The following is a 17637-nucleotide window of genomic DNA, read 5'->3' on the forward strand; positions in this document are numbered from 1 at the left end:
GGCTCGCGCGCGGCGGTCGACCGCGCCACGGTCCTGGCCTTCGTCCACCACACGGAGCGGGCCGCGGCGGCGCTCGTGGGCACGCGGGCGGACCGCCTCCCGGCGGCGGTGCGCCGCCGGTGCTCGAGGGACGGCATCGCGACGCTGGACCCGGTCGACCTCGACGGGTGAGGGGGCGTCCCTGAAGGGATCGGCTTGAGAGACGCTCTCGGCTTGAGAGACGCTCTCGGCTTGAGAGACGCTCTCCGTCCTCACCCGCGGTACGCGTCGGTGTGCGGGGCGCCGGCGAGCGCCGGGGGTTTGCAGAGACGCGTTCTGCAGCTCCGAGACTGCAGAGGCCTACGAACTGATCGGGCGCAACGGATACCGTCGTGGCCGGTCCCACGTCCCACGGGTCGCAGTTCCCCGAACCAGGAGTTCCCCACATGCGTCACACACGCGAGCGCGGCGACGCTGAGGCAGATCAGGTCGGCAAGCAGACTTCGATCGTGATCGGTCGTCGTGCACCGTGGGTGGCCCTGACCGTTGTGGTCGCGGTCGCCGTGGCGGTCGTGTTGCTGGTCAGTGGGGATCGTGAGCATCGGTTCGATCTGCCGAATGGCTCGAAGTTCGACAGTCGGATGCCCCGGTCGGTGACGGTCTCCGTCGTGGACGACCACACCGTCCGGGTGACGTTCGGGTCTGACCAGATCACCACGAAGGCCCCCAGGATCGAGGACGCGTTGTTGTCGGTCAGTGTTCTCCGGACCTGCAACTCGGAGGCATCCAACACGGGGTTTGCGGGGCTTACCAGGAAGTGGGGCATCAACGCGACCAGCCCGGCGGATCGCCCGATCGACGTGATCGAACAGAACGACGGTCGAGTCAGGAGATTCAGTGAGGCACGTCCGACCTCGACGAAGAAGGGTTCCCACGTCGACTTGAAGTTCAAGAGGCCTCTTGCCGGCAAGGTGTGCGCGAACGTCGTGACGCTCGTCGGTGGCGCGAAGAATCTCGCTCACGACACGGTCGAGGGGTCGCTCTGAGACCGACACTGCTCCAGTGGCGCTGTTCTCGCCCCACCGCACAACAGCGCGCCGGTCGAGCCGGCCGCCTCGTGTCGTCCGGTCGGCGACCGCCACCACTCCGCCACGGACCGCCCGCGCGCCGTTCACGGGAGAATGAGGGGCGATGGCCGCGCCGCTGTACCTCCGCCACCTCCGCCGGCTCCTGACCGGGCTGCCGCGCCGTGCGGCCCTGACGGTGCAGCACCTCGGGTGGGCCGAGCTTGGGCGGCGGGTCGCGACCGCGCCCGTCCGCCTGCTGCCGGGCAGTGCCGTAGGCGGGGTCGGCGACGCCAGCGGACCCGCCCGCGCCTGGTACAAGCGCCACGGCCGGCCGGTCGCGATCGTCATCCCGTCGTACGGCTCGCCGGACCTCGTCGCGACCGCGGTGAAGAGCGTCCGGAAGACCACCGACGCTGCCAAGGTCCGGATCGTCGTGACCGACGACGGCTCCGCGCCCGAGCACGTCACGGCACTGGAGGCGCTGGCGAAGGAGCAGGGCTTCGAGGTCGTCCTCGGCGCCGAGCAGGCCGGGTTCGCGGCGAACTGCAACCGCGGCCTGCGGACGGTCCGTCGCGACGAGGACGCCGTCCTCCTGAACTCCGACGTCGTCGCCCAGCGTGGCTGGCTCGCGGCGCTGCAGTACGCGGCGCACCGGCGCGACTACGACCTCGTGGGCTCGCGGCTGCTCTACCCCGACACGTCGATCCAGCACGGCGGCGTCCTGCGCAACCGCGACCAGCCGCAGTGGTTCGACCACCGGTTCCGGTTCCAGGCGGCCGACTTCCCGCCCGCCAACGTCGAGGGCCCGACGCTCGCCGCGACCGGTGCGGCGCTCTACGTCACCCGCGGCGCGCTCGACGAGCTGGGCGAGCTCGACGAGGGCTTCGGCATGGCCTACGAGGACGTCGACTACGCCCTGCGCGCCTGGGCGCACGGCCTGCGGGTCGGCTACGCGCCGGCGTCGGTCCTGATCCACCACGAGAGCAAGACCCGCGGAACCGTCCAGGGCGACCGCGAGATCGCCTCGCAGCAGCGCTTCTGGGACCGCTGGGGCGACCGCCTGGACCACCGGCCCGTCCGCGCGGAGGACGGCGGCCTGCGCGTGATCTACGTGACGCAGGACACCGGCATCGGCGGCGGCCACCGCGTGATCTTCACGCACCTCAACGGCCTGCTCGCGAAGGGCCACCACCCCGAGCTCTGGACCCTCGACGAGGACGGCGGCCCCGACTGGTTCGACCTCGACGTCCCCGTCCGCCAGTTCGCGAGCTACGCGGAGCTCGCCCACGAGCTCGGGCCGATCGACGCGATCAAGGTCGCCACCTGGTGGGAGACCTCGTCCTGGGTGTGGGAGGCCTCGGTGCTCCACGGCATCCCCGTCTACCTCGTGCAGGACGTCGAGAGCTCGTACTACGCCTCGCCGAACGACCACGCGAAGGTGCACGCCAGCTACCGCCCGGAGTTCGCGTACCTCGCCGGGTCGATCTGGGTGGCCGAGGAGCTCAAGAAGCTCGGCGTCGCCGACCCGCTCCCGTTCACCCCGGGCCTCGACGTCGACACCTACAAGACCCTCCCCGGCGTCACGCGCACCGACGGCACGATCCTCTCGACGGCCCGCTCCAACCCGCTGAAGGACTTCCCGCTGACCCGGGAGGCCTACGGTCGCCTGCCGGACCCCAAGCCGCACCTGACGCTCTTCGGCTCCGAGCCCGAGCTCGCCGAGGGCCTGGGCGACGCGGTGACGTTCCTGAAATTCCCCTCCGACGAGGAGGTGAACGTCCTCCTCAACGAGACGAGCGTCCTCGTGCAGACCTCGAAGCACGAGGGCTTCTGCCTCCCGCCGCTCGAGGCCATGGCCGCCGGCGCCGCCGTCGTCTGCACGGACTCCAACGGCAACCGGGACTTCTGCGTCGACGGCGAGAACTGCCTGATGCCGGGCCGCGACCCGCAGGACGTCGCCGACGCGCTCCGGCGCCTGCTCACCGACGCCGACCTCCGCGCCCGCCTGATCGCCGCGGGCCACGAGACCGCGGCGAGCTACGCGTGGCCGAGGAAGATCGACGCGCTCGAGGCGTTCTACACCGAGCTGGCCGACACCCGCGCGGATTCGAGCGCGGCGCGCACGCCGGCGGGGTAGCCGCGCACTCCTACCAGCGCCCGTACCAGTCGACCGAGACCCGGCCGCCGGTGCACCGCAGGTCCTTCGCCGCGACGAGCTTCGGGGCGCTCTCCACCGGCTCGAACCACACCCGGCCGACCGCCCCGGCCGACCGCGCGCTGCCGGGTGCGATGCCGGAGCCCGGCCACGTGACCCGGAGGGTGCGTGCCCCGGCCTGCAGCTCGACGCCGTCCTCGCCGGTCGCCCGCTCGGGCTGGACGAACTGGTTCGTCGCGCCGCGGCCCACGGCGGCGACCGGGCGGCCGTCGACGCTGATCGTCATCCGGCGGTTGAACGTCCCCTCGACCCACACGCGGTAGCGCCCGGTGGCCGGGACCGCGACGGGCTGGTCGGCGTGCCCGGCCCCGCGCAGGTCGAAGACGATGCCGTCGGGCTGGCGCGGGATCCAGAACTTTGGCTGCGTGGTCAGGCGGACGGCCACGGACGGCGCGCGGACGAGCGCGAACGCCGTCGGACCGAGCTCCCGGATCGTCCGGCAGGACACCGTGCCGGCGGCGTCGTCCTGTGCGGCGGCGGCGGTCCAGACGGCGGGGACGCGCGTCGTGGTGCGGCGGAACAGCTGGTAGTGCGCGGTCGTCCGCACGAGGCGGAAGCTCGGCGACGGCCACGCGGAGACCGGACCGCGACGCACGACGATCCACCCGAACCGCGCGAGGTCGGCCGGGGAGATCGTGTCCTCCGGCGGGGTCTGGACGGCGGTCAGCGGCGCGCCCTCGGCGTCGTGGAGCGGCACGTCGGCGAACGAGGTCTCGCCCAGCACCTGCGGCCGGTCGCGCTCGAACGCGACCTTCGCGAACTCGTCGAACTCGGAGACCAGGACGCGGTCGCGGTCGCCGGTCACCGCCGCGAGGTCGCGCAACTCGTCGAAGCGCTCCGTCGGGCTCAGGCGGACGCCGCGGTAGGCGGAGCCGGCGGTGACGAGCACGATCGCGACGAGGGCGAGCGCCCCGAGGCCGCCCGCGATCCGCAGCCGCCGGTCGCCATCCGACGCCAGCGCGGCGACGCCGGTCGCCGCGACCGCCCAGAACGCCATCGCGGCGATGGCCAGCGCCTTGCCGCCCGCCCACGGCGAGCCGATCCGGACGATGTAGGCGGCGGTCACCGCCGAGGCCACCCCGACGACGACGAAGACCCAGGCACGACGCCGGACCGCGTGCGCGAGGGTCCCGAGGACGAGCACCCCGACGAGCACCGCGGTCAGCTTGCTGATCCCCGGGTGGCCGAACTCGCCGAGCAGCCGGAAGTCCGGGGTGTCCCAGCCCGCCAGCGACCGCCACCACGGCAGCGCCCCGGGCAGGTTCCCGAGCTCCTGCTTGGCGGTGAGGACGGAGCCCGCGACGCCCGAGACCTCGACCGCGGCGAGGATCGCCGGGATCGCCACGAGGACCGCGACGCCGGCGGTCACCGCCGCGCCCTTCCACACCCCGCGGTCGACGACGCCGCGGACGACGAGCACGAGGAGCGTCAGCGCGACGAGGCCGCCGAACGCGAGCAGCAGCGGCCCGAGCCCGGGCCCGACGACCCCGATCCCGGCGGCGACCGCCAGGCCGGTCGGGATCCCCGCTCGGACGTCGCCGTTCAGCAGGGGCTTCCACGCCCAGGCGGCGGTCGCGGCGACCACGAGGAAGATCGCCGCGCCCCCGGCCTCCTTGATGCTGCCCTGCAGCGCGAACGCGGCGGTCAGCGGCGCGGCGCCGGCGGCGAACGCCACGAGCGCCGTCCACCGCCCGCGGACGAGGCCGCTCTGCACGGCCAATCCGGCGGCCCCGATGCCGCCGACCGCGAGCAGCACGGCCTGGAACGGCTGGAACGTCTGCAGCGACCACGCGCCCAGCCACTGCGTCGGGTAGCCGAGGGCGAGGACGGCACCGGCGGGGTAGCCGTCCTCGAAGTACTGGTGCATAAGGCGCGACACCGACGACGGCTCCAGCCCGTGCGTCGTCGCGCCGATCTCCGGCAGCAGGGTCGCACCGACCATCTGGAAGCCGCCGTCGCCGAGGCTGCCGTAGCCGCCGAAGACCGCGTGCCCCGTGAGGACGAACGGGAGCGCCGCCAGCGTGGAGGCCGCCAGCGCGCCGAGGATGAGCGGGACCTCGCCCGGTTCCGGGCGGACCGGACGCCACGACGTGCGTCTCAGGGCGAGGACGAGGCCGGCGACGGTCAGGAGGATCGCGCCGACCCCCACGGTCTTCGCGACCAGGGGAGCGACGGTGCCGAGGGACGCCCACGCGACGTACGCGCAGAAGCCGGCGGCGAGCCGGAGGGACAGGCCCATCGGCCGGCCGGCGAGTCGGGCGACGAGCTCCCCGAACCCCAGCGCGACCAGCGCCAGGACGGCCGGGAACACCGCCCAGGCGAGCACGACCGTGGCCAAGCGTCAGCTCCGGCGCAGGCCGATGATGGAGAGCAGGAAGCTCGAGAAGAAGATCTGGACGCCGATGACGATCGCCGTGACGCAGGAGATCGCGAGGTTGATCTGGCTGAGCGCGCCGAAGTCGTCCATCGCCCAGCGGATGCCGACGACCGCGCCCGCGGCCACGCCGGCGAGGATCACGAGGCCGCCGATCAGCAGCCCGTGCTCGAGCCGGAAGCGACTGCGCATGCGGTCGAACCACGGGTCGACGTCGCCCATGAAGTACATCCCGTAGGCGTGGGCGCAGAGGCCGAGCGACACGATCTGCGTGCCGATGATCGTCAGGAGCGACCCGCCCATCAGGGTGTGGACGCTCCAGTCGCGCCCGAGCGCGTTGACGCCGAAGAGCACCATCGCCATGACGAGCAGCCCGACCGACGCCATGAAGAGCCCGGGGAGGAGGAACAGGTGCGTCGGGCTGTGGGCGAGCAGGAACCGGAGGTGCCGCCAGCCGTCGCGCCAGGTCGAGAGCTTCGACTCGCCGCCGCGCGGGTGGTACTCGATGTCGAACTCGCTGATCACGAGGTTCGCCTTGCTCGCCCGGATCACCATCTCGGACGCGAACTCCATGCCCGGGGTGCGGAGGTCCATCGCGGGCAGGGCACCGCGGCGGACGGCCCGCATGCCGCAGTGCGCGTCGCGGATTCCGGTGCGGAAGAGCAGGTTGAGGAACCCCGACAGCAGCGGGTTGCCGACGTACTGGTGCAGCCACGGCATCGCGCCGGGCCGGATGTTGTTCATCCGGTTGCCCATCACGAGGTCCGCGCCGGCGTCGAGCTCGCGCACGAAGTTCGGGATCTCGTGGAAGTCGTACGTCAGGTCGGCATCGCCCATGACGATGTACTTGCCGGTCGCCGCCGAGAAGCCGCCCATGTAGGCGGCGCCGTAGCCGCGGGCGGGGACGTGGACGACGCGCGCGCCAGCGTCCTTCGCGAGCTCGGCTGAGCGGTCCGTCGAGTTGTTGTCCGCGACGACGACCTCGCCCTCGATCTCCGCGTCGCTGATCGCCTGCCGCGCCTGGGTGACGACGGCGACGATGTTCTCCTCCTCGTTGAGGCACGGGATGACGACCGAGACGAGTGGGCCGTGGTCCGGGTCCGTCGAGGGGGAGTGTGGGGTGTCCGGGGTGAAGGTGGTGCGCATCACGACCCGGCGGACCGGGGAGAGGGGCGGACCGCGGAGGGCACGGTCCGGGACGGCTCGTCCACGCTTCGCGGGGCGCGACGACGGGGACCTCTCAGAGGGTAGGGCACGTTCTTCGAAACACGCCGGGCGTCCGAAAGGAGCGGGGTGCGTACGATCGGCCACATGGCCATTGCGTCGACGGCGTCCGATCTGATCACCGGCGTCTGCATGGCCATCGTGATCGGCATGGCCGGGGTGCTCGTCTTCCGGGCCACGCGCACTCGTTCGGAGGACGAAGACCCCGAGCAGCACTAGGGTTGTATGGCGTCAGCAGGCACGGCGCGCCGGTCGTGCACCGCGCTCGCCCGGGTCGACACCGATGCACGACGACATCGCCGCGGCGAGCGCCGCTCCGCGTCCCGCGGCGACCTCGACCACCCCTCCGTGCGCCGCAAGGCATGTGCGAAGGCTCACACGACGGACCCCCTCGTCCAGGCGGATCGCTGCGCCGCCGGCGTCGAGCCACACCAGATCGAGCGCGAAGCGCATGCCGATCGTGTGCACCGAGCGGACCGGGAGCCAGAGCCCCTCGAGGTCACCCAGGCCGTCGCGACCGAGCAGCCCGCGGCCCCGGGCGCTGTGCGTCGTCGCCGACGCGATCGACCAGCCCGGCGGCCACCACGCCGGCGTCGCCCGCCCTGCTCGCCGAAGCACCATGTGGCGATGCTCGCACCGTCCGACGGACTCGCCGGAGCCCGGTCGATGTCGACGCGAAATCACGACGCCGGGAACACGATTGCGCCAGGTTCTCCACGATCCTGCCCGATTTCGGGCACAACGGTTGCGTTCGGGCGCCGTGTCCGTCACGATGCCCCGGTGACCGCCCCCCGGCCGTCCGCGTCGTTCGTCGAGCTGCGGAGTCATCTCGCGGGGACCACGTCGCTCAGCCCGTCCGAGGCCGAGCGCGTGATCCACGAGGTGCTCGCGTACTTCGACGAGGACGTCCCGGGGTTCGTGCGGCGCCGGCACGGGGAGCTGCAGTCCCGGGGGATCCGCAACGACGAGTCGTTCGCACGGATCTCCCAGGAGCTCGCGGGCCGGCGGTTCAGTCCACCTGCGTTGTCGCTCCGGCAGCTGCGCAGGATCGTCTACACGTAGGAGGAAGCCCCCGACATGTGCGGAATCGTTGGCTACGTCGGATCCCGTGACGGGGTCCCCATCGTCCTCGAGGGCCTGCAGCGCCTGGAGTACCGGGGGTACGACTCGGGCGGCATCGCCGTCGCCGGCGCCAGCGCGCTGCGCGTCCACAAGGCCAAGGGCCGCATCGCGGACCTCAAGTCGTCGCTGCCCAAGCGCATCAAGGGCTCGCCGGCGATCGGCCACACCCGCTGGGCGACCCACGGTGCGCCGACGGACGTCAACGCCCATCCGCACGTCGACTTCAGCGAGCGCTTCGCCGTCGTCCACAACGGGATCATCGAGAACGCGCCGCAGATCAAGGCCCGCCTCGAGGCCGACGGCATCACCCCGGTCTCCGAGACGGACACCGAGCTCGTCGCGCACCTGATCGGCCAGGCCGCCGCGGACCACGAGGACCCGGTCGAGGCCCTGCGCTCCGCGCTCTCGCACGTCGAGGGCGCCTACGGGCTCGCCGTCGTCGACGCCCAGCACCCGGACCGCATCATGGTCGCCCGCCTGGGCAGCCCGATCGTCCTCGGCCTCGGTGACCGCGAGATGTACGTCGCCTCCGACGTCGGCGCGATCGTCCGCCACACGAAGCAGGTCGTCCACCTCGAGGACGGCGAGATCGCGCTGCTCGAGGCCGACGGCTTCACGACGTCCACGCTCGACGCCCGCCCCGTCCAGAAGATCTCCGAGCGCGTCGACTTCGACGCCGAGGACTTCGACATGGGCGAGCACCAGCACTTCCTCCGCAAGGAGATCGGCGAGCAGCCCGAGGCCGTCGAGCGGACGATCTCCGGCCGCCTCGACGAGCGCTTCTCGACGATCAAGCTCGGGGGCCTGAACCTGCACCCGAACGAGCTGCGGTCCTTCAAGCGCGTCTACATCCTCGGCTGCGGCTCCGCGTACTACTCCGGTGAGGTCGGCGCGCAGCTGATCGAGGAGCTCGCCCGCATCCCCGCCACGGCCGAGGCCGCGTCGGAGTTCCGGTACCGCAACCCGGTGATCGACCCCGACGGCCTCTACATCGCGGTCAGCCAGTCCGGCGAGACGGCCGACACCCTGGCCGCCGTCGAGGAGCTGACCCGCAAGGGCGCCCGCGTGCTCGGCGTCGTCAACCAGGTCGGCTCGGCGATCGCCCGCGCCACCGACGGCGGCATCTACATCCACGCCGGCCCGGAGGTCTCGGTCGCCTCCAGCAAGAGCTTCACGTCGACGTGCGTGGCGTTCGCGATGCTCGCCGTGCACCTCGGGCGGATCCGCGACCTCTCCCCCGCCGACGGCGACCGCCTGATCACCGCGTTGCGCGAGCTGCCCGCGAAGATCGCCGCGGTCCTCGAGCAGGAGGAGAAGATCATCGAGGCCGCGGGCTGGCTCTCGCAGTTCGAGAACGCGATGTTCATCGGCCGCGTGCGCGGCTGGCCGATCGCGCGCGAGGCGGCGCAGAAGATCAAGGAGGTCGCCTACATGCACGCGGAGGCGTACCAGTCGGCCGAGCTCAAGCACGGCCCGCTCGCCCTGATCGACGCGCAGATGCCCGTCGTCGCGGTCGTGCCCGACGACGAGCTGCACGAGAAGCAGCGGTCGACCCTGCACGAGATCCGCGCCCGGAGCGGCCCGATCCTCGCGATCTCGCACCACGAGCTGCCGACCGAGCTGGCCGAGCGCACGATCGTCGTGCCGCGCACGGAGCCCGAGCTCGAGCCGATCCTGCTGAACATCCCGCTGCAGCTCCTCGCCTACCACGCCGCCAAGGCGCTGGACCGCGACATCGACAAGCCGCGGAACCTCGCCAAGAGCGTCACGGTCGAGTAACCGGGCGATACGGGACGGACACCGTCCCGTCACCGGGGCGATCGGGCGAGCCGCGATGCTCGCTCGGTGCGCACCGTTCCCTCCCCCACCGGCGCCCCGACGGCCCGCAGGACCGCCGTCGCCGTCGGCCCGGCGGCCCCGACCGGCCGCCGTCCGCGCACCGCGCGCCCCTCGTTCTCGGCCCTGACCGCGACCCGGCCGTCGGCACCGGACGACCACTCCCGACGCTCTTCGCGGGACGACCGCCCCCGGAGCGCCCCCGGTGGCGACCGTCCGCGACGGGCCGCGGCCCCGAAGGGCCCCGCTCCGCGCCGCACCCACGTGGCCGAGCACCAGCGCTCGGCGCTCGGGGACATCACCGCGGGCCTCGCCGCGTTCACCGTCGTCTGCGTCGCGCTCGCCCTCCTCGCGCTGCCGTCCGTCCCGACCGGGGTCGCCGTCGCCGCCGGCGTCGTGGTTTCCGGCGCCCTCGGCTGGGTGGCCGTGGCGCTCTGGGCCCGCTGGGCGATCGCCGACGGCGCGCCGGAGCAGGCCGCCCGTCGCCGTGCGGTGGCGGCGCTCGTCGTGGCGCACGGGCTGGCCGCGGTGCCCGTGACGCTCGCCGTGCTGCTGGCCGGCTGAGCTCCTCTGAGCGCCGTCGACCCGCCGCGTGGCGGCCGTCAGACCGGCAACGCGTCCAGGTGCGCGCGGTACCAGGCGAGGGTGCGGGCGATACCCTCGTCGAGGTCGACCTGCGGCGACCACCCGGTCCGTCCGGCCAGCTTCGTGGAGTCGACGAACTGCCGGTCGATCTCCCCCGACGGCGTGCCGGAGCCGCGGACGTCGGGCTGCAGGTCGTGGCCGGAGACGCGGACGACCGCGTCGATCACGGAGCGCACGCTGTGCGGCCGCCCGCCACCGGCGTTGAACGCCTCGCCACGGGCCTTCGTCGTGCCCGGTGCCGCGCCCTCGTCGGCGTCGAGCGCATCGCAGATCGCGAGGTACGCGTCGGCGGCGTCCTCGACGTAAAGGAAGTCGCGCTCGGGGGAGCCGTCGGACCGGATCACCGGCGCGCGGCCGCGGAGGACCGCGGCGATCGCCTCGGGCAGCAGCCGGGAGCGGTTGAGGTCGCCGCCGCCGTAGATGTTCGCCAGCCGCGTGACGGCCACCGGGACGCCGTAGGTGTGCCAGTAGGACCGGGCGATCAGGTCGGTCGCGGCCTTCGAGACGTCGTACGGGAACGTCGGCTGCAGCGCGAACTCCTCGCGGTAGGGCAGTTCGTCGTGCGCACCGTAGGCCTTGTCGGACGCGGCGACGACGACCCGCCGGACGTCCTGGGTGCGGCATGCGTCCATGAGGAGCCAGGTGCCGCGGATGTTCGCCTCGAACGTCGGGACCGGCGAGCGGTTCGCGGTGCCGACGATCGTCTGCGCGGCGAGGTGGAAGACGGTGTCGCACTCGTGCTCGCCGATCACGCGCTCGAGCAGGCCGGGCGTCAGGAGATCACCACGGACGACGGTGCAGCGGGCCTCGAGGCCGTCGAGCGCGAGCATCGACGCGGGGACCTCGTCACGCCGGAGCACCGTGACGGCGGCGCCGCGGTCCAGGAGCGCGCGCACCAGCCAGGCGCCGAGCATCCCGTACGCGCCGGTGACGAACACGGACCGGCCGCGCATGGACTTCCCGAAGCTCTCCATCGCGGGCCATCCTTCCAGACCGGCCCGCCCGCGCTCGTCGCGGTGCACCCCGGGGCCCCGGCCACCGTCGGGCGCCGTCGTTCAGCCGTTCTCGAGCCGTTCGCGGAGGTCCTCGTCCATGCCCCGCGCGAGCGCCTTCACGGCGAGTGCGCCGATCGGGGTCGAGAGCTTGTTCAGGCCCGTGTAGGTGAAGTCCGAGTCGTACTCGACGAACGTGCCCCCGTCCCGGTCCGAGAGCCGGTACGTGTCGGCGCCGGTCAGCTTGGGGTGCTTGACCTCGAAGCGCAGGGACGCGTCGGCCTCGACCTCGGCGGTCGCGTAGTCGACGACGATGTCGTCGAGGATCCCGCGCTCGTTCGTGACCAGGAAGCGGGCCCCGACCTCACCGGGCGTCCCGCCCACGAGCTCGACGGTGTCGACGATCGACATCCACGACGTGGCGTTGCGGAGGTCGGCGAGGAACGCGAACACCTCGGACCGGGGACGGGCGATCTGGACGGAGAACGACGCGGTCGGCATGCGTACCGCGTACCCGACGGTGGGTCGCGGAACCCGGCCGGCCCGGATCGGCGGGCGGCGCGGCCCTGCGGCGCGAGTCAGCGCGCGACGCCGGGCGCCACGACCCATGGTGCGGCGCCGGACTCCCACAGCTCGTTCAGCGCGCGGGCGTCCTTGTACGTGTCCATGCACGCCCAGAAGCCCTCGTGCCGGTGGCTGTGCAGCCGCCCGTCGGTGGCGAGGCGCTGCAAGGGCTCGCGCTCGAGGGTGCACTCGGCGTCGAGCACGTCGAAGACCTCGGGCTCCATCCGCATGAAGCCGCCGTTGATCCAGTGCGTGCTCCGCGGCTTCTCGCGGAACCCGGTGATCGCGTCGTCGTCGGCCAGCTCGACGATGCCGAACTGCAGCTCGGGACGGACGACGGTGAGCGTCACGGTGCGGCCGCCGGCGCGGTGCGTGGCCTCGAGCGCGTCGAGGCGGACGTCGGCGACGCCGTCGCCGTAGGTCAGGTGGAACGACGCGCCGTCCAGCCGGTCCTTCAGGCGGTGCAGCCTGCCGCCGGTCTCGGTGTCGACCCCGGTGTCGACGCACTCCACCGTGACGCCCTCGGGCCACGTGATCGCATCGACCGCGGCGCCGAGGAGCTCGGCCTGCCAGCCCGCGGCGAGCAGGAACCGCCGCGCGCCCTGGGCGGCGTAGAGCTCGACGATGTGCTGCACGATCGGGCGTCCGCCGATCTCGACGAGCGGCTTGGGGACCGTCTGTCCGGCGCCAAGCCGGGTGCCCCGGCCGCCGCAGAGGACGACGACCGGCAGGTTCTCGGGGTGCGCTTCGGCCACGACGCCAGTGTAGGGCGCACCCGTCGGCGGGCGGCCCGGGGCGTGGATGCCGGTCCGCCGGGCCCCGCGCCGGGACGCCCGGCGGGGTCGACGACTCGAGCGGTCGGTCAGTCCGCGGCGACCGGCGACGACGCGCCGGTGCCGGCGAGGTGCCGCTTGGCGGGGCCCGCGATCAGCCACGCCCAGACGACGGAGGTCCAGGTCAGCGTCGCGAGGGTCACGTGGACCCAGACGAGCCCGCCCGGCAGCTCCAGGCCGTACTGGATCAGCCCGAGCATCCCCTGCACGGCGACGAGCATGCCCGAGAGCGTCAGGGCGAGCGTGAGGCGCTCGCCGGCCTTCCGCCACTTGGCGACGGCCCACGCGACGATGATCCCGATGCCGAAGATCGCGGCGATCGCCCCGTGGCGCTGGACGATCCACTCCAGCGTGCCGGTCCCGTGGACGTCGAAGCGCTTGACGACGTCGTTGGTCGCCGACCCGCCCGAGTTGGGGCCCGCGGCGGTGGCCAGCGTGCCGGCCCACAGCGCGAGCGCGCCGATCGGCAGCAGCGCGAACACCACCCTGGCGGTCAGGACGTCCTTCGCGAGGTTCTTCCGCGGCGCCTTCGTGCCGATGCCGGAGCGCCAGGTGAGGATCGCGGCCGGGACGACGAGCAGCAGCAGCGACACCATGTAGTGCGCGCTGATCCAGATCCAGTCGAGGTCGTAGAGGACGCTCATGCCGCCGATGACGGCCTGCGCGAACACGCCGCCGAGCAGCCCGACCGACAGCCACAGCAGGTCGCGGCGGTAGACGGCGAGCGTCAGGGCGCTGAAGATCGCGAAGAGCGCGGTCGCGCTGACGGCGAAGGTCAGCATCCGGTTGCCGAACTCGATGAAGGTCGGCGCGTGGGCCTGGGTCGGCAGCACCCGGGTGTCGCACTTCGGCCAGTTCGAGCAGCCGAGGCCGGATCCGGTGACGCGCACGAGGGCGCCGCTGAGCATGATCCCGACGTTGGCGATCAGCGCCAGGCGGGCGGCGAGCAGCATCCGTTCGGGGCTGCTCGTCCACCGGCGCCGGAGGAACTGCGCGCGACGCGGACCGGGGTCGGGCGCGGTACCGGGGTCGGGCGCGGGAGCGACGGGGGTGGCCATCGCCCCACAGGATGCCGGATCGCGCGCCGGGACGACCCGCTCGGACGGGTGTCCCGACGGCGGGCCGGTCAGCGGATCCGGATGCTCCGGACCGGGGACGATCCGGTCGCGTAGGGGTAGTCGCCGGACTTCCGGGCGCGGGCGCGCATCTGGAAGCGCGCCGGACCGGCGTTGCGGAACCGGTACGTCGCGGAGAACTTCCCGCTCTTCTTGGCGCGGACGTTGCGGAAGGTGATCCACTTCCCGCCGGGGTTCCGGGCCTGCAGCTCGACGACCTTGCCGCCGCCGGGGACGGGCCGCCCGCGCAGCAGACCGGTCAACCGCACCGCCTGGCCCTTCCGGGCGGCCTTGCGGCTGAGGCTCAGGCGCACGCCCGCGCTGACGTTGAGCTGCAGCGACTTGCTGACGACGGGCTGGGGGTCGCGGACGCGACGCCGGTAGCTGAGGGTGATCTTCCGCGAGCTGCTGCCCTTGGGGATCTTCCAGCGGAAGCGTCCCTCGGAGTTGGTCTGGAGCGACTCGCGCTCGAACGGCGGCGAATTGCGCGACGACCGGGTGATCGTGACCCGGACGGCGGCGTCCTTGATCGGCTGCCCGGCTGCCGTCGTCAGCTGCCCGCGAAGCACGGGCTGCTGGTCGTACCGGATGCTCCGCGTCGGGGACTCGCGCCCCTCCCAGCTCGCCTTCAGCACCGCGTCGGAGCTGGCGGGCGACCCGTTCTCAGGGCCGGGGTCGGCCGGCGCCGCGGGCGGGGTCCTGCTCAGCGTCTTCGTCACCGGCCCGTAGGCGGTCGTCTGGTTGCCGGCGGCGTCCTCGACCACCACGCGCACCGTGTGCGCCCCTTCGGGCAGGTCGGCGGTGGAGATCGTCTGCACCCCACCGACCGTGGACGGGCAGGGCTTGGGCGAGAGGAACGTCCGCTCGGTCCCGGCCCACGCGCGACAGGGAGCCGGCGCCATGTTGATCCAGCTCCGGATCGTCCCGTCGACCTCGACCCCGAGCCGGTACACCCCGCCCCCGACATCGGTCGCGCCGACGGAGATCGCCGCCGACCCGGCCCAGAGGTCCCCGGTGACAGCGTCGCCGGAGACGGAGGTGATGGCGGGAGCGTCGCGATCGTCGAGGGTGAAGGTGGCGCGACTCACCGAGAACCGGGCTCCGCCGCCAGTGCTCGGGTCGTGACAACCAAGATTGACGGTCGGGCTAGGCGAACAACTCGCGATCGCCTTCACCCAAGCGGCGTTGCCGGGGTTGGCAACGATGACCGACGGCCCAAACGATCCGGTGGCCCTATGTCTGTCGTCGTAGGTCGGATCGAACTGCGTTGAGTTCTGCAGTCCCACATCACCGAACGGTTGATCGTCACCGTTCCCGCGCGCGAATCCAGACCACACCACGGTGTAGCTCGCGATTTTCGTACCGGTTGGAGCGTTGAATACCCACTCCACCCAAGAAGGCGCAGGCTGCGGACTGCCAGCGCCCAGATGGCCAACGATCCCTCCGCCCGTCGGACAGTCGTCGGCCATTGTGTTTCCGCCGACGGAAGTCTGGATCGTGCGTGGCGACCATCCGGCAGCGTCATCATGGGTCGCAGCCGGGCTCCCGTCCGGGGCCTGGCACGTCCAGACGTCATAGGTGGCCGCCGACGCACTGCTCGCGAACGCGGCCGAGCCGACGAGCACTGCGGCAACGACCGCGGCCCGGCCGATGATGGGGGTCATCTGTTCATCTCCCTGGGTTGGCATCGCAAGGAAGACCTGCGAGCGGGACGGGGTTCGCCCCCCGGATCTCAGGAAGACGCGCAGTACCTAGTACACGAACGGCAACGCGCCAGCAACTTCTTCGAGCGTCGGTCCGGTGGCGTCGCGTTGGGAGACCTGGATCTCGTCGGCCGTGAGCGGCCACTGCACCGCGACCTGTGGGTCGTCGTAGGCGATCCCGCGCTCGACGTCTGCGGAGTAGTAGCCGGTCTGCTTGTAGAGCACGTCCGCGATCTCGCTCTTGACGCAGAACCCGTGCGCGAACCCGACGGGGACGTAGAGCGCGTGCATGTTCTCGTCGGTCAGGTCGAAGCCCTCCCACTGCGCGTAGGTCGGAGACCCCTTCCGCAGATCGACGATCACGTCCCAGATGTGGCCGCGGCCGCAGCGCACGAGCTTCGCGCACCCCGCCCCGATCTGGAAGTGCAGACCACGCAGCACCCCGAACGACGACCGCGAGTGGTTGTCCTGGATCCACCGATCCTCGATCCCGACCTCCAAAAGCGAGCTCTCCCGGAACGTCTCCGCGAAGAACCCCCGATCGTCAGGGAACACCCGCGGCACCACCAGCTTGGCCCCGGGCAGGGACGTGTCTCGGACTTGCACGCCCGGGAGGGTACGAGGTCAGCCGAGGAGCCAGTCGCGAAGGACCGCGTCCATCCGTCCGCCGACGGCGGACCAGTCGTACCGCTCGGCCACAAGCGTGCGGCCACGTTCAGCGAGCGAGATGGCTGCGGGCCGGTCGTTGAGGAGGTCGACGACCGCGCGTGCAAAAGCAGGGGCATCCGCGGCCACGAGGAGATGTTCCCCGTGGGTCACTTCGATGCCTTCCGCACCCACGGGCGTCGCCACGAGCGGACGGCCGGCTGCCAACGCCTCGAGCACCTTCAGCTTCGTTCCGCCGCCGGAGAGGAGCGGGGCGACCGCGACTTCCGCGCGGGCGAGCACCGGCTCGAGCGCCGGAACGCGCCCGGTCACGTCGACGCCCTCGAGTGTGCCGAGCGCCTCGACCTCCGGTGGCGCTCCGCCCCCGACCAGTTGGAGCGTCGCGTCCGGGCGGCGGACCCTGACGAGCGGCAGGACCTCCCTGGCCATCCAGATGGCCGCCTGTGCGTTCGGCGGGTAGCTCATCGTGCCCGTGAACACGAGACGCCCCGTCAACTCGGCGTCATGTCGCACACCGGCGAGCCGCGCGGTCTCGGTCCCGTTCGGCACTACGCCAGAAGGAATCCCCCACCGCTCCTCGATGCGCTCGGCGTCGTCGCGTGAACAGGCGATGGCACGGGACAGCCGCGGAGCGTGGGCAGCGACCTCGCGTTCCGCGAGCCACGACTCACGTCGTGCCAGAACCCTTGCGACCCGGTGGTGCTCGGTCCCTGCGCGGCGACGATGGAGATCACCCGTGAGGTTCTGGAACACGAGCCCGATCGGGACGGTGTCCGGCACCATCCGCGCCCAGCGGACGGCCCAGTCGTGCTCGATGAGCACCGCGTCCCAGAACTCGGCGAACACGTCATCGAGCGTTGGGGCGAGTTCTGTTCGGTATACCTCGGCCTGCCACGACGCCCAGGAGCGTGTGAGCATCGCCCAGCCGACCGCCGGCGTGGCGAGCGTCGCCTCCATCGCCTCGCGTCCGCGCGAGGCGGGCCGCCGTACCGACCGGAGCGTTATGCCCGCTTCACGGAGCACGGCCCCTCGCTCGATCTTCGCGGGCGACGCGGGAGCCACGAGCGTGATCGGCCATCCCCGTGCACCGAGCTCGCGAAGCACGTGGAAGAGCCGCACCTCGCCACCGTTCCCTGTGGGGTCGGGGTGTTCCGGTGACAGGTAGAGGATCCGCGAAAGCGCCACGAGGGTGCGAGCGTTGCACGAGCGGTAGGCGTCACATCGCCCGACCCCCTGCGTCACATCGCCCGACCCCCTGCCGTAGGCGGCTGCGGCCTTCCCCTTTCCAGGTCTGGCACCCTG

16 protein-coding genes are annotated in these 17637 nt (G+C 72.3%); 6 read left to right on the top strand and 10 right to left on the bottom strand.

The genetic code is table 11. The annotated features are described in order from the left end of the window. The first annotated feature begins 425 nt into the window (after positions 1 to 425). Both PATMI_RS0102265 and PATMI_RS33700 read left to right on the top strand, forming a co-directional pair. On the top strand, positions 426 to 1025 hold the full coding sequence (locus PATMI_RS0102265; RefSeq protein WP_157260574.1) for a hypothetical protein: 600 nt from the start codon (positions 426 to 428) through the stop codon (positions 1023 to 1025). Between the two features lie 145 nt (positions 1026 to 1170). Next, entirely contained in the window at positions 1171 to 3183 is a 2013-nt protein-coding gene (locus PATMI_RS33700; RefSeq protein WP_051470955.1) for a glycosyltransferase, read from the top strand. 10 nt (positions 3184 to 3193) lie between these two features. Here PATMI_RS33700 and PATMI_RS0102275 read toward each other — a convergent pair whose 3' ends face one another. Then, a complete protein-coding gene (locus PATMI_RS0102275; protein WP_026909691.1) occupies positions 3194 to 5599 on the bottom strand; it encodes a hypothetical protein in 2406 nt (801 codons plus the stop codon). A 3-nt stretch (positions 5600 to 5602) separates the two neighbouring features. Further along, entirely contained in the window at positions 5603 to 6781 is a 1179-nt protein-coding gene (locus PATMI_RS26740; RefSeq protein ID WP_036726706.1) for a glycosyltransferase family 2 protein, read from the bottom strand. Positions 6782 to 6946: 165 nt separating this feature from the next. On the opposite strand from PATMI_RS26740, the gene PATMI_RS38480 reads away from it, so the two are divergent. Next, positions 6947 to 7078, top strand: a complete 132-nt coding sequence (locus PATMI_RS38480) for a hypothetical protein (RefSeq protein WP_281171291.1) — start codon at positions 6947 to 6949, stop codon at positions 7076 to 7078. A 12-nt stretch (positions 7079 to 7090) separates the two neighbouring features. On the opposite strand, the gene PATMI_RS38660 is transcribed toward PATMI_RS38480, so the two are convergent. After that, positions 7091 to 7312, bottom strand: a complete 222-nt coding sequence (locus PATMI_RS38660) for a hypothetical protein (RefSeq protein ID WP_342673035.1) — start codon at positions 7310 to 7312, stop codon at positions 7091 to 7093. A gap of 327 nt (positions 7313 to 7639) precedes the next feature. Between PATMI_RS38660 and PATMI_RS0102295 the strand changes: the two genes are divergently transcribed. The 3 genes from PATMI_RS0102295 (at position 7640) to PATMI_RS0102305 (ending at position 10381) form a co-directional block, all read left to right on the top strand. Further along, the gene (locus PATMI_RS0102295; RefSeq protein ID WP_026909692.1) at positions 7640 to 7921 is read left to right on the top strand and encodes a hypothetical protein; all 282 of its coding nucleotides are present in this window, start codon (positions 7640 to 7642) and stop codon (positions 7919 to 7921) included. Between the two features lie 15 nt (positions 7922 to 7936). After that, the gene (gene glmS / locus PATMI_RS0102300; protein WP_026909693.1) at positions 7937 to 9760 is read left to right on the top strand and encodes a glutamine--fructose-6-phosphate transaminase (isomerizing); all 1824 of its coding nucleotides are present in this window, start codon (positions 7937 to 7939) and stop codon (positions 9758 to 9760) included. A gap of 66 nt (positions 9761 to 9826) precedes the next feature. After that, positions 9827 to 10381 carry a hypothetical protein gene (locus tag PATMI_RS0102305; protein ID WP_026909694.1) on the top strand — a complete coding sequence of 185 codons (555 nt, stop codon included), beginning with the start codon at positions 9827 to 9829 and terminating at the stop codon, positions 10379 to 10381. A 38-nt stretch (positions 10382 to 10419) separates the two neighbouring features. Here the strand turns inward: PATMI_RS0102305 and PATMI_RS0102310 are convergent, their stop codons facing one another. The 7 genes from PATMI_RS0102310 to PATMI_RS26750 all read right to left on the bottom strand — a co-directional run bounded on the left by PATMI_RS0102310 (position 10420) and on the right by PATMI_RS26750 (position 17454). Beyond that, positions 10420 to 11436 carry an NAD-dependent epimerase/dehydratase family protein gene (locus PATMI_RS0102310; RefSeq protein ID WP_084269522.1) on the bottom strand — a complete coding sequence of 339 codons (1017 nt, stop codon included), beginning with the start codon at positions 11434 to 11436 and terminating at the stop codon, positions 10420 to 10422. A gap of 81 nt (positions 11437 to 11517) precedes the next feature. After that, positions 11518 to 11955 (bottom strand): SRPBCC family protein, encoded by a 438-nt coding sequence (locus tag PATMI_RS0102315; protein ID WP_026909696.1) that lies wholly within the window; start codon positions 11953 to 11955, stop codon positions 11518 to 11520. 77 nt (positions 11956 to 12032) lie between these two features. Continuing rightward, positions 12033 to 12773, bottom strand: a complete 741-nt coding sequence (locus PATMI_RS0102320; RefSeq protein ID WP_211241683.1) for a sugar phosphate nucleotidyltransferase — start codon at positions 12771 to 12773, stop codon at positions 12033 to 12035. Positions 12774 to 12880: 107 nt separating this feature from the next. Further along, positions 12881 to 13909 carry a COX15/CtaA family protein gene (locus PATMI_RS0102325; RefSeq protein ID WP_026909698.1) on the bottom strand — a complete coding sequence of 343 codons (1029 nt, stop codon included), beginning with the start codon at positions 13907 to 13909 and terminating at the stop codon, positions 12881 to 12883. 68 nt (positions 13910 to 13977) lie between these two features. Further along, positions 13978 to 15054, bottom strand: a complete 1077-nt coding sequence (locus PATMI_RS33705) for an Ig-like domain-containing protein (protein ID WP_026909699.1) — start codon at positions 15052 to 15054, stop codon at positions 13978 to 13980. Between the two features lie 663 nt (positions 15055 to 15717). Further along, positions 15718 to 16275, bottom strand: coding sequence for a dTDP-4-dehydrorhamnose 3,5-epimerase (gene rfbC / locus PATMI_RS0102335; protein WP_026909700.1), 558 nt, complete (start codon positions 16273 to 16275; stop codon positions 15718 to 15720). An 18-nt stretch (positions 16276 to 16293) separates the two neighbouring features. Further along, positions 16294 to 17454: a glycosyltransferase family 4 protein gene (locus tag PATMI_RS26750; protein WP_036725097.1), complete on the bottom strand. Its 1161-nt coding sequence runs from the start codon at positions 17452 to 17454 to the stop codon at positions 16294 to 16296. Positions 17455 to 17637: the final 183 nt, after the last annotated feature.

The organism is Patulibacter minatonensis DSM 18081, assembly GCF_000519325.1.
Taxonomy (GTDB): domain Bacteria; phylum Actinomycetota; class Thermoleophilia; order Solirubrobacterales; family Solirubrobacteraceae; genus Patulibacter; species Patulibacter minatonensis.